The sequence below is a fragment of the Paenibacillus sp. Y5S-9 genome, assembly GCF_036894235.1.
In the GTDB taxonomy this organism is placed as follows: Bacteria; Bacillota; Bacilli; order Paenibacillales; family Paenibacillaceae; genus Paenibacillus.
Window position 1 is genome coordinate 1353879 of sequence record NZ_CP145887.1, and the last position, 13907, is coordinate 1367785.

Annotated in this window: 7 protein-coding genes; 5 read left to right on the forward strand and 2 right to left on the reverse strand. The window is 48.2% G+C overall.

The features are described 5' to 3' along the window. Window positions 1–28: 28 nt before the first annotated feature. The 4 genes from V6669_RS05930 (at window position 29) to V6669_RS05945 (ending at window position 9790) form a co-directional block, all read left to right on the forward strand. A complete protein-coding gene (locus V6669_RS05930) occupies window positions 29–1768 on the forward strand; it encodes a methyl-accepting chemotaxis protein (protein WP_338591709.1) in 1740 nt (579 codons plus the stop codon). A gap of 345 nt (window positions 1769–2113) precedes the next feature. Further along, entirely contained in the window at window positions 2114–5107 is a 2994-nt protein-coding gene (locus V6669_RS05935) for a glycoside hydrolase family 9 protein (RefSeq protein WP_338594854.1), read from the forward strand. Between the two features lie 85 nt (window positions 5108–5192). Next, window positions 5193–8468: a glycoside hydrolase family 48 protein gene (locus V6669_RS05940; protein ID WP_338591712.1), complete on the forward strand. Its 3276-nt coding sequence runs from the start codon at window positions 5193–5195 to the stop codon at window positions 8466–8468. 527 nt (window positions 8469–8995) lie between these two features. After that, window positions 8996–9790: an SH3 domain-containing C40 family peptidase gene (locus tag V6669_RS05945; RefSeq protein WP_338591714.1), complete on the forward strand. Its 795-nt coding sequence runs from the start codon at window positions 8996–8998 to the stop codon at window positions 9788–9790. A 120-nt stretch (window positions 9791–9910) separates the two neighbouring features. Here the strand turns inward: V6669_RS05945 and V6669_RS05950 are convergent, their stop codons facing one another. Next, window positions 9911–10819, reverse strand: a complete 909-nt coding sequence (locus tag V6669_RS05950) for an ArsR family transcriptional regulator (protein WP_338591717.1) — start codon at window positions 10817–10819, stop codon at window positions 9911–9913. 179 nt (window positions 10820–10998) lie between these two features. On the opposite strand from V6669_RS05950, the gene V6669_RS05955 reads away from it, so the two are divergent. Then, entirely contained in the window at window positions 10999–12504 is a 1506-nt protein-coding gene (locus tag V6669_RS05955; protein ID WP_338591720.1) for an alpha-N-arabinofuranosidase, read from the forward strand. 523 nt (window positions 12505–13027) lie between these two features. Here V6669_RS05955 and V6669_RS05960 read toward each other — a convergent pair. Further along, window positions 13028–13780: an MBL fold metallo-hydrolase gene (locus V6669_RS05960; RefSeq protein WP_338591722.1), complete on the reverse strand. Its 753-nt coding sequence runs from the start codon at window positions 13778–13780 to the stop codon at window positions 13028–13030. Between the last annotated feature and the right edge of the window lie 127 nt (window positions 13781–13907).

Consider the following 13907-nt stretch of genomic DNA (forward strand, 5'->3'; position numbering starts at 1 on the left):
ATATGTATTATTTTGAGGAGTGGGACACATGGAAGACACGCGGGGGAATAAGTTGGGGATATTAAAGTTAACGATTCGAGGCAAGTTACTGACTGGTTTTCTAATCGTCGTGGCTCTGTTGGTTGTTGTAAGCGTTTATGCGTTAATACAGATCCATAATATGTCTGGTAAAGCCAATGATGTGGATCAGACCTGGATGCCGAGTGTAAGCCTGCTGGGTATGATGAACGGCGATGTTTCGGATGTAGAGCGTTTGGCGCTTGCAGTCATCGTTGAACAGAACGAAGACGAATCGGTTAAGCTGAATGAAGCGTTGCAGCTACTTCTCAACAAGATTGAAGATGAACGAGCACAACTGCAAACGTACATTGCAAGTAATGAAGAAGCACTTAAGCTGTATAATGAGGATTTCAGTACGAATTATGAAGCCTATCTCGCAAAAATGCCTGCATTCATCGAATTGGGTCTGAAAAACGATTATGCGGGAGCAAGCAGACTTCATACCGAGGCTTATCCAATGTGGTATACAGCAAACGACACCCTTGCCAAGTTAATTACCTTGGGCAATGAAGGATCGGATGCAGCAACGAATGATTCTGTCGAGTTGGCTGAGAATACATTTAATGTGATTTTGGCAGTGACGATTTTTGCATTCCTGGCAGCTGTATTTATTGCCTTCTTCATTGCAAGCATCATCTCACGTCCAATCAAAAAGATGAATGAAGCAGCCATGGCCATTGCCAACGGTGATCTGACGGGTGAGACGATTGTGCTTAAGAACAAGGATGAATTGGGAACGCTGGCAGCTTCCTTCAATACTATGAGTGGCAATTTGCGCTCCATGATTGAATCGGTATCGATGACTTCTGAACAGGTAGCTGCTTCATCGGAAGAACTTCTTGCAAGTGCCGAGCAGAATACCCAAGCTTCGGAACAGATCTCCCAAACGGTCGAGGAATTGGCTGTAGGTACGTCTGATCAAGTTGATATTGTGAAGCGATCTTCACAGGCGATGAATGAAATGGCTCTCGGATCAGAGCAGATTGCCGAGCTTGCTCAGAGTGTATCCGTATCTGCTGTAGATGCGGCGAATCAATCTTCCGAAGGAAATATGATTATTCAGCAAGCGGTTGAACAGATGGGTTCTGTTCGAAATTCTATTGCTTCGCTTACTGAATTGGTTACAGGGCTGGGGGAACGTTCAGCAGAGATTGGAACCATTACCGAGGTAATCAACAACATTGCCCGGCAGACCAATCTGCTTGCACTGAATGCAGCCATTGAAGCCGCACGAGCAGGAGAGCATGGACGTGGTTTCGCTGTAGTTGCGGGAGAAGTACGTAAGTTGGCTGAGGAATCTTCTACATCTGCGCAAAGAATTACAGATCTCGTTCAATTGATTCAGAAAGATACGGATCATGCTGTTCAGGCAGTCAAAGTAAACAGCAGCGAGACAGAAGCAGGAATCGAGATGGTTACTGCCGCAGGACAAGCGTTCGAGCAGATCTCGGATGCGGTCAACAAAGTAGCGGGTGAAATCCAGGAAGTATCTGCAGGTTCAGAGGAAATGTCGGCGAGTACAACTGAGGTTGTAGGATATGTAAGTCAGATCTCCAACATTGCTGGAGAGGCAGCGGGCGGGGTTCATAATGTATCTGCCGCAACTCAACAGCAGTTGGCTTCCATGGAAGAGATCGCATCATCCGCAGGTTCATTATCCAAAATGGCCGAAGAACTGCAGGAGCAAATTAACAAGTTCAAAGTGTAACCAAAGAAAGAGATGTTCTGACACCTAAGGTGTACAGATACACACAGACGAGATGGTCAGAGTGCCATTTGATCTGTGGTGTTGATCAAAGCAAGGGCGAGAAGCTGTTTCTCTAACGCGCATATGCGTCAGAGAAACAGCTTTTTTTGTCGCTTGACGAAGAGGAGGTCACAACAATGTTATTTTAGAAGTCACCAACGCTTATATAGCTAGTGAAACAAACGACTATAATGGTAATTAATGGTGGAAGTTACACTGAAATACACCATGGGGAGGAGCGATATAAACTCGCAGTCCAGAGTAATGCATACGGAACATTGATGAAGAGGAGATGAATAGTTGAACATGAAAGGGAGCTGGTGGAGACGAGTCGCCGTGATCGCGTTATCGGCAGGACTACTGGCAGGGAGTTTATCGATGGGTACAGGAATTCGTAAGGCGGATGCGGCCGCCGGAAATCAAAACTATGCTGAAGCACTGCAAAAGGCCATCTACTTCTATGAAGCACAGCGTTCGGGCCCATTGCCGGCGAGTAATCGGGTCGAATGGCGTGGTAATTCAGGCATGCAGGATGGAGCTGATGTAGGCGTTGATCTGACCGGAGGATGGTATGATGCCGGAGATCACGTGAAGTTTGGTTTTCCGATGGCTGCTTCCGCAACGATGCTTGCCTGGTCTGTCGTGGAATACAGCGACGGATATGAACAGGCCGGACAACTGGAGGAGATCAAGGATAATATCCGATGGGCGACCGACTATTTTATGAAAGCGCATACGAAACCAAATGAATTATGGGGACAAGTGGGGGCAGGCAATACCGACCATGCCTGGTGGGGTCCCGCAGAAGTCATGCAGATGAGTCGTCCCTCGTTCAAAATCGATGCTTCCTGCCCGGGCAGTGATCTGGCGGCAGAAACGGCTGCAGCGCTGGCAGCGTCATCGATTGTATTTGCAGATGATGATCCGGCATATTCGGCCAGACTGCTCCAACATGCGAAAGAGCTGTATAACTTCGCAGATACATATCGGGGGAAATACACCGATTGTATCACTGATGCTGCAGCGTTCTATAACTCGTGGTCAGGATACGAAGACGAATTGGCATGGGGTGGCGCATGGCTTTATTTAGCTACTAATGATAGCGCTTACTTGTCCAAAGCCATTGCGGCTTCGGATCGGTGGTCTGCCAGCGGTGGTTCTGCAAACTGGCCCTATACGTGGACACAGGGCTGGGATAACAAAAATTATGGTGCCCAGATCCTGCTTGCCCGAATTACGTCCAGTTTGAACATGCCGGAGGCGACGAGATTTATTCAGTCGACTGAGCGCAATCTGGATTATTGGACGGTTGGAGTCAATGGGACACGAGTCAAGTATACGCCAGGAGGTCTGGCGTGGCTGGATCAGTGGGGCTCGCTCCGATATGCAGCGAATGCATCCTTTATTTCTTTTGTATACTCCGACTGGGTCAGTGATCCTGTGAAAAAGTCAAGATATCAGGATTTTGCTGTCTCACAGATGAATTATATTCTGGGCGATAATCCACGTCAGAGCAGTTATGTGGTCGGATATGGGCAAAATGCACCTCAACATCCGCATCATCGGACCGCTCACGGTTCATGGCTGAATAACGAAGATATCCCGGCTAACCATCGCCACATTCTGTATGGTGCCATGGTCGGTGGCCCGGATGCATCGGATGGATATACCGATGATATCGGGGATTACGTGAGTAATGAGGTCGCAACCGATTACAATGCTGGTTTTACCGGCGCACTGGCAAAGATGAATTTGCTATTTGGTCAGAATCATCAGCCCCTGGCGAACTTCCCTGCACCTGAGGTGAAGGGAGATGAGTTCTTTGTGGAGGCTGCAATTAAATCATCAGGTGCCAATTATACGGAAATCAGAGCACAGCTTAATAATCGTTCCGCTTGGCCTGCCCGAATGGGAGATCAACTTTCTTTTAAGTATTTCCTGGATTTGAGTGAAGTGTATGCTGCCGGGCGTACGGTATCGGACGTGCAAGTGACAACCTCCTATACGGAGGGGGCGACGGTATCCCAACCCGTTGTGGTGAATGCAACCCAGCATATCTATGCCATTACGGCGAACTTCGGTAATACCAAGATCTATCCAGGTGGGGAAGGAAATTATCGTAAAGAAGTACAGTTCCGCATTACAGGCCCACAGGGTGCATGGAATGCCAGCAATGATCATTCGCTCCAGACGCTGACCACAGGCACTCCTGTGAAGAGCATATACCTTCCAGTCTATGATGCAGGGGTGAAGGTGTATGGACAGGAGCCTGGTGTTACACCGGTCACGGTTCCAGGCGCACCTGCTGGTGTGCAGGCTGTGGCGGGAAGCAGTCAGGTTAATCTGACCTGGGCCGCTGTATCCGGGGCCGAATCGTATACGGTGAAGCGTTCCGAGGTGAGTGGAGGACCCTATACAACTGTCGCCACGGGTGTTAATGGATTGACCTATACAAACACGGGACTGACCAATGGGACGGCTTATTATTATGTAGTGACTGCTGTGAATTCAGCAGGGGAATCATCGGGTTCTGTACAGGTGTCGGCTACCCCGCAAGTAGCTTCGACGGTGCCGGGAGCACTGACTTTAAGTGGGACAGCTGGCAATGCGCAGTCGGTCCTGACCTGGACAGCAGCCTCGGCCGCTACTAGCTATAAGGTACAACGTTCGGTGGCAGGTGGGACATATGCAGATGTGGCAACCGGATTGTCCGTGTTGACTTACACCGATACAACAGCGCTGAATGGTACCACGTACAATTACCGGATTGCAGCTGTGAATGCGAACGGACAGACACTGTCCAATGTCTTGGCACTGACACCTTCTGCACCTCCGGTGACGACCGGTACGCTCGAAGTGCAGTACCGCAGCGGAGGTTCCGGGAATTCAAGTAATGCGGTGACTCCGCAGTTCAACGTGAAGAATACCGGAACACAGGCGATTGATCTCAGTACCGTGAAGATCCGATATTATTTCACCAAGGATGGTGCGGATCAAATGACTTTCTGGTGTGATTATGCCGAAATGGGCACGGCCAATGTTGAAGGTACATTTGTCGCAGTGGATCCGGCGAAGGGTACCGCAGATACGTATCTGGAGATTAGCTTCAAGTCGGGAGCAGGCAGTCTGGCCGCTGGAGCAGAAACCGGCGTGATTCAAGCACGCTTTTCCAAAAATAACTGGAGCAATTTCGATCAAAGTAATGATTATTCCTATGATGCTTCCAAGACGGCTTTTGCCGCATGGAACAAGGTAACCGGGTATCAGGGAAACACCAAAGTATGGGGCTTGGAGCCGTAACTGACTGAATGTCAGAAGAAGATCAGCATGGGCAGACCAACAGCGTTTATATTCAATTTCCACTATTCCAGGGAGGTATATATTAATGTTGAAATCAGCTGCGAAAAAAAGTTTAACAGCCATGCTGGCGGGAACCGTCATGTTGACCGGATACACCGGACTCTGGGCAGGGCCGCAAACAGCACATGCCGCAGATCAGGCCATCGAGATTCAGGCAGACAGCATTAATGAAGCCCGGTTTTTGCAATTGTATGATCAGTTGAAAGATCCGGCGAACGGATATTTTTCGCCAGAGGGTCTACCGTATCATTCCATTGAGACCCTGCTCAGTGAGGCACCGGATTATGGTCATATGACAACGTCAGAGGCATACAGTTACTGGCTGTGGTTGGAAACCATGTATGGCCACTACACGGGAGACTGGTCCCAACTGGAAGCAGCTTGGGACAGTATGGAGAAATACATTATCCCGGTCAACGAAGGTGACGGCAAGGAAGAGCAGCCTACGATGAGCTCATACAACCCAAACAGCCCTGCTACGTACGCAGCGGAAAAACCTTTTCCTGATCAATATCCATCGCAACTTAATGGTCAATATGCAGCGGGTAAAGACCCGATTGATGCCGAACTTAAGGCGACCTATGGTGACAATCAGACCTATCTCATGCACTGGCTGGTCGATGTGGATAACTGGTATGGATATGGCAACCTGTTGAATCCATCACATACGGCTACCTATGTGAATACGTTCCAACGTGGGGAGCAGGAGTCTGTGTGGGAAGCCATTCCGCATCCATCCCAGGATGATAAATCTTTTGGTAAGGCAAACGAAGGCTTCATGAGCTTGTTCACAAAGGAAAATCAGGTACCGTCAGCGCAATGGCGTTACACAAACGCAACGGATGCCGATGCACGTGCTGTACAGGTGCTGTATTGGGCGAAGGAGATGGGATACAACAATCCGGAATATCTGGATAAAGCGAAGAAGATGGGGGACTATCTGCGCTATGGCATGTATGATAAATACTTCCAAAAAATTGGAAGTGCAAAGAGCGGTACACCAACTCCGGGTACCGGCAAGGATTCCAACATGTATCTCATGGCATGGTATACGTCTTGGGGAGGTGGCTTGGGTCAAGGTGGGGATTGGGCTTGGCGCATTGGAGCGAGCCATACCCATCAGGCTTATCAAAACCCGGTTGCAGCCTATGCCTTGTCTGATCCGGCTGGCGGCTTGATTCCGGAATCAGCAACAGCGAAGGCAGATTGGAATGCTACGCTGAAACGTCAGTTGGAATTCTACACTTGGCTACAATCCCATGAAGGAGCTATCGGCGGGGGAGCAACGAACAGTCTGGATGGTTCATACAAAGCCTATCCGGCAGGCGTAAGTACATTCTATGACATGGCCTATCAAGAAGCACCAGTGTATCGTGACCCGGATTCCAACACTTGGTTTGGATTCCAGGCATGGCCGCTGGAGCGTGTAGCCGAGATGTACTATATTCTTGCGGAGAGCGGTGATTTGACCTCTGAGAACTTCCAGATGGCCAAAAAAGTAATCACGAAGTGGATCGACTGGAGTAAGGATTATGTATTTGTAGGTGAGCGTCCGGTGACGGATGCGCAAGGTTATTATCTGAATGCGGCTGGACAGCGCATTGTGGGTGGAACCAATGTTCAGGTAGCAACAACGCCGGCTCCGGGAGAGTTCTGGATTCCGGGTGGTCAGGAATGGCAGGGTCAACCGGACAAGTGGAACGGATTCAGTTCGTTTACGGAAAATCCGAACTTCCGTGTAACGACCAAAGATCCAGTGCAGGACACAGGAGTTCTGGGAAGTTACGTTAAAGCTCTGACCTTCTTCGCAGCGGGAACACAGGCAGAGAACGGCACACTTAGCGCGGAAGGCCAAGAAGCCAAGGATTTGGCCGAGGCTCTGCTGGATACAGCTTGGGATTACAATGATGGTGTGGGGATCGTTACGGAAGAAGAGCGTAAAGACTACTTCCGCTTCTTTGCCAAAGAGATCTATATCCCGGCGAACTGGTCAGGAACCTTTGGTCAAGGCAACACGATTCCAGGTACAGCAGGTGTACCTTCCGATCCGGCGAAAGGCGGCAATGGCGTATACATTGGATACTCCGATCTGCGTCCGGCCATCAAGCAAGATCCGGCATGGGCTTACCTGGATAACCTGTATAAAACGTCGTATAACCCGACCACGAAGCAGTGGGAAAACGGTGCACCTACCTTTACGTATCACCGGTTCTGGTCACAGGTGGATATGGCTACAGCGTACGGCGAGTATGATCGTCTCCTCGGAGATTCTGATAGTCCGGAAGTGGAAGTACCCGCTGCTCCTGCTGGCGTAACAGCAACTGGAGGAAGCGAGCAAGTGGTACTGAATTGGAACGCAGCTGCTGGTGCAGCCTCGTATACTGTGAAACGTGCAACAGTGAACGGTGGTCCTTATACGCCTGTAGCGACAGGAGTCACAGGATCGACATTCACAGACACGGGTTTGACCAACGGCACAACGTATTATTATGTCATCACTGCGGTGAATGCCGTAGGTGAGTCCGCACCGTCGACACAGGCATCTGCAACACCATTGGCAGGTGTCGTAGTGCCAGGTGTATTCAACCTTACTGGAACGGCTGGCAATGCCCAGGCGGTACTGACATGGACAGCATCAACTGGTGCAGCAAGTTATAAGGTACAACGTTCGGTAGGCACCGGGGCATATGCTGATCTGGCAACTGGTTTGACTGCACTGACGTATACCGATGCTACAGCGGTGAATGGTACGGCTTATAATTACAGAGTCGTAGCCATGAATACGAGTGGTCAGACGAATTCGAATGTATTGGTGTTGACCCCATTAGCACCTCCAGTCACAACGGGAACGCTTGAAGTACAATACCGTAATGGTAGTTCAGGAACTTCGGGCAATGCGATTACTCCACAGTTCAATGTGAAGAATACAGGAACAACTGCTGTCGACTTGAGCAAAGTGAAGGTCCGGTATTATTTCACGAAGGATAGTGCCGCTGATCTGAGTTTCTGGTGTGATTATGCACAGGTTGGCAGTGGTAATGTGGAAGGGCATTTTGTTTCGATAGATCCGGCCAAGGGCACGGCAGATACGTATCTGGAGATTGGATTCAAAGCGGGTGCAGGCAGTTTGGCCGCGGGTGCCGAGACTGGAGTCATCCAGGGACGTTTCTCGAAAAATAACTGGACGAATTTTGATCAAACGAATGATTATTCCTTTGATTCCACTCAAACGGCCTTCAGTGCCTGGACAAAAGTGACAGCTTATCAGGATGGCGCCAAGGTATGGGGAATTGAACCTTAAATGAGTTGATCGACTAGCTGTAGAGTGATGTTACTCATCATACAGGTTAAGCCGGGGAGAGATCCCTGGCTTTTCTTTTTTTATGGAAAAGCAAAAATGAAATACGAAATAATCAAACGAACACTGCTGATAAATCGATCCGTATTGAGGCTGGAGGCAAAAATGTGAATTCGGGCAACGGTAATCGGCAAATGAATCATAGTAATGTTTACCATATTTGCGATTTTAAACATTAAAATCTAGGTCATATGGCATATACCCTGAATGAGAAACGACCTAGCTCTTGTATCGCGGAAAAATCAAGCCTATCAAATAGTTACAATAATTTAACCTTTCAAAAAGAAGGGATCAGCAGTGAATTTTTCCAGCAGATTATGGACAGAACCTGATACTTAGTGCTCAAATGTGCCTATATCAATACAGGACTTTCGACTGATGAACGTTATGGATAGCCCGTTTACAATGGGGCAAGCCCGGGAGAACCAAGCCAGGTTAAAATTCTGTAACATCAGGGGGAACTCGACATCATGAACTGGAAGAAAACGATTATTACGGCAAGTGTCACAGCAACGATGCTGATGGGAAGTCTGACGACAGGAGCACTAACGGCACAGGTATCGGCAGCTGCTGTTGACAATTCACAAGTAAAAGTAATTTGGGGCGTAAACCTACGCACAACACCTTCTTCTTCTGCGAAGATTGTTCGCTTGGTTGCTAAAGGGGAAACGGTAACGGTGCTTCAGCAATCCGGTTCGGATTGGTATAAGATTAAGGATTCTGCTAACCGGACAGGCTACATATCTTCTTCATCCAAATACACACAAGCGATTAGTGGCGGCACAAGCGGATCGGGTTCGAATAGTGGTACATCGGTGACCGGCAATGCATCTGTAGAAAAAGTGATTGCAGCGGGAATGAAATATTTGGGAACACCTTATGAGTTCGGAGCCAGTCGTAGCAGCACAGCTACTTTTGACTGTTCCAGCTTTGTACGTCAGGCCTTTATCGACGCACTTGGCATCAAACTTCCAGCGGATTCCCGCAAACAGGGAGCTTATGTAAAAGCCAAGGGTACAGTTCAGACCAACTGGAAAAACCTGAAACGCGGAGATCTGATGTATTTCATGTCGTATAAAGGCAGCTCTGCATCATCGTATTCCGGCGTGAATAAATCTACCGCAACAATTACTCACACAGGGATTTACCTGGGCGACGGAAAAGTATTACACACCTATTCTAACGCTGGCGGTGGTGTAACAACTAGTGATATCTCCGGCAAACACTGGGAGTACCGCTTCCTGTTTGGTGGTAGTGCGCTGTAGGTTAGAACAAGAACCTTCTTAAATAATCCACGCATGTTCATATGCATACAAAACACCTTCCATTCTGCCTTTTACAGGCGAGTGGGAGGTGTTTTTGTGTTATTTATTATTTTGAAAAACTCAATCGTGATAGTACAGTCGGAACAGGATGTCCTGGTTGTAGTTACCGAATCCCTCGCCATATAAGGTAAGCCCGCCCACATGTTGAGCATCTTCCTCCACCGAAAGACGAAGAGTCCATTGGTTGCGTTCAACCGGGATATCTGCGAGTGTAATGTCGGATAGATGTTGTCCATCAATAAACGTACCCTCATTGGTAATTCGGAGAATCTTGAGCATGCCGTATTGATTGACACTGTCACTCCACCATTCCGGGGTGAACATGCCACGTCCGTTGCCTGAATCCCCAGGGCTTGTCCATTCCCCTAATCGGATGCCATTCAGCATGAATGTAATATCCGAGGGCCAATTCGGATTAACCGAAGGGGCTTCTGACCCGATCTCGAGGGACAATTCAATGGCATTGATCTGCTGTCCGGATAAGATATAGTTTGGAATTTTGTACTCCACAAATCCACGACCAAACCACAGAATATGCGCATGCATCCGCTCGGGGTCGAGAAAATAACGAGGATCATCATACTGTCCGATAACATGATTGGACGTAGCCAGACCACATGTCGGGTAGACATCAAAGTGGGTATAGTGTCCCACAGGTACAGAAACTTCGTGCAGCTTGCGCGCTGTCCCGCTTTCCTGCGGCATGGAGATACCAATCCAGTCTACAGCAAGACTGTTCATTTTATGTGTGCCGCCGTCTTTGCGTATCATTTTGGACTGAATAATGCCCACATCCTGAAGTTTGCGGACATGCATGGTCACGATAGCACTACTCAGACCCAGTGAAGCAGCAAGGTCTTTCACATTCATCGGAGTCTCTGCAACAAGGCGGATGATCTGTAGACGGACTTCACTGGCAAGTGCTTCATATAGGGGGAGCCATTCGGCATCGGTATTTGCTCTGATCACAGTTGTTCCTCCATTTTTTCTGTATAGAATTAAGTTAAACATAAATTCAGTAAAAAGAATAACATTTTGCAAAATTCAGGTTGAAATTAAGGCTATAATCGATTTTAATATAAATATGAACGTTGATCCATAGAATATCAATTAATTTTTATATTAATCTTAAGGAGTTGAAATTCATTATGGAAAAAGCAAAAATGACGGTAGATAAAGATTTTACTATTGGTGTAGTGGATAAGCGCTTGTACGGATCATTTATTGAGCATCTGGGACGTGCAGTCTATGGCGGGATTTACGAGCCAGGGCATCCATCTGCGAACGAACAGGGTTTCCGCACGGATGTGCTGGAGATGGTCAAGGAGTTGAATGTACCGATTGTACGTTATCCTGGAGGCAATTTTGTATCCGGTTACAATTGGGAAGATTCGGTTGGACCTGTGTCAGAACGCAAACGCAGACTAGAACTGGCCTGGAGAACGATTGAGACCAATGAATTTGGCTTCAACGAATTCGTGGACTGGGCGAAACAGGCTAATTCTGAAGTCATGATGGCCGTTAATCTGGGAACACGGGGCGCCGATGCAGCACGTAACATTGTAGAGTACAGCAACCATCCAGAAGGTTCGTATTATAGTGATCTTCGCATCAAGCATGGATATAAGCAGCCACATGCGATCAAAACATGGTGTCTGGGCAATGAGATGGATGGCCCTTGGCAGATCGGTCACAAAACGGCAGAAGAGTATGGACGTGCAGCCGTTGAAGCGGCAAAAGTCATGAAGTGGACGGACCCGACGATTGAACTGGTAGCCTGCGGAAGTTCAAACCTGAATATGCCATCATTCCCGGAATGGGAAGCAACGGTGCTGGATCATACGTATGATCACGTGGAGTATCTGTCCTTGCATCAATACTACGGCAATCAAGAGCAAGATACGCCAACGTTCCTGGCACGCTCGCTTGAAATGGATCGTTTTATCGATACCGTGAAGGCGACTTGTGATTATATCAAAGCGAAGAAGCGCAGCAAAAAGACGATGTATCTGTCCTTTGATGAGTGGAATGTATGGTATCACTCCAATGAAAATGATTCGAAGATGGACCCTTGGCAGATTGCCCCACCACAGCTGGAGGATATCTATAACCACGAGGATGCACTGCTTGTTGGTTGTATGTTGATCAGTATGCTCAAACATGCGGATCGGGTTAAAATGGCATGTTTGGCACAACTCGTTAACGTGATTGCACCGATCATGACAGATACGGGCGGTGGTTCATGGAGACAGACGATCTTCTATCCATTCATGCATACGTCTCTCTTCGGGCGCGGAACAGCATTGGTGCCATTGATTCAGTCTCCGAAATACGATACAAAACAAATCACAGACGTACCTTATCTGGAAGCTATTGCGGTGCATAACGAAGAGCAGGGTGAAGTGACTGTATTCGCAGTCAACCGTCATCTGGAAGAATCCCTTCCGCTCGAGGTGGACCTGCGCAGCTTCGGGAAGTGTACCGTGATCGAGCATATCGTGCTGGAAAGTGATGATCTCAAAGCAGTTAATACGGCGGCACAACCAAACCGCGTTGCTCCTCATAATCGCGGTGGTGCAGTCATCTCCGATACACTGATTACGGCGAGCTTGGCGAAAGCATCATGGAACGTGATTCGTTTGAAAGTTCAGTAGGGGATTAGCGTAAAGGGATAGGACACGTTGGAGCCCAATGGCAGGTTTGATGCCTGAGAGGGAAGCCAGCGAACAGCGGATTAGCGTGTTCCTTCAATCAAAAAAGCTGGGTGCGAGTTCATCGCATCCAGCTTTTTTCGTTATATTTTATAGGAAAAGGGAAGGCATGGGAGACATGAGTGATGAAGTGGCAGACAAGGTAGCATATAAGCTAGGTAACGGCGTGTGTTGAAAATGAAGTACATGGTCCTGTCATACGCATACGCGCTAACGAATCTAGGACACCTTATAGTGCCGATTATTGCTATATTAGAAATTTAACGAATCGGAGACATGTTATCCTGACAAAATGATGGGTAAATCTCGGAAAAGCATGCCCAGAGCGGAAATAACGTGTCTAGGATTCGTTAGAAAATTAGAGTAGCCAAAAACAGACTAATAGCGTGTGCTGAGTTCGTTACAATCCACCCACCTATGTGAAAAGGTTAATTCTCTTCAGCTTTGATTCAGCGTAGCTTCCGCTTCAAAATTCAAAACTTTCGCCGTCGCGTGGAATGAGCACCTGACCATCCATCTGCTCGGTTGCCAGATAAGTGGCGAGATCCGTGCGTGATACCACACAATGGTTAATCGCATCCATGTGCACAGCGATGACATGAGCAGAAGGCGCAAGGCGCTTCACGGCGACAACGTCAGGCCCGTCCATCGTAATGGGATCACCCTCCACGAAGCGTGCACCTCCGGCATTCACAACTATGACTTCAGGGGCATATTGGCGGATGGCCTCGGCAGGTTCTTCACACCAGATCGTATCCCCCGCGATATAGGTGACAGGTTCTGCATCTGATTCAAGTACGAAACCGGACACGTCGCCCATACGTTCACCGATTTCACCTGTGCCATGATGCCCGGATGTACGGGCGAATCGGACAGAGTGATGCTCATGTTTTTCATCTACAGCTGTTACATTCGTGAATCCGGCACCCAGGAATACATTCTCGTCCCCAGGCTGGCAGATCAGAGGAATGTCCTTGCGGAGTTGTTTCGCCGCTGCTTCATCCCAGTGGTCCAGATGGGTGTGTGTCACAATCAACAGATCCGGATTCATATAATCCGTTTCGGTTTCAGGCAGAGCCACTCTTGGATTACGTAACTCATTGGGTGTGTTCGGGAATGCAGGCATGACTTCGGCGTCCATCAACATCGGATCAACGAGAATGTTCAGCCCTCCGTATTCTAGCCACAGTGTAGCATTGCGAATCAATTGAATTTTCATTATATTTGCACTCCTTCGAGTTGTTGAATAGTATTACCCTATATGGTATACAACCCGTTTAACGGCGTACATAACATGATGAATGGAATTAGGCCACGCTAATTTCACCGTGAAAGGATTGCTGAAG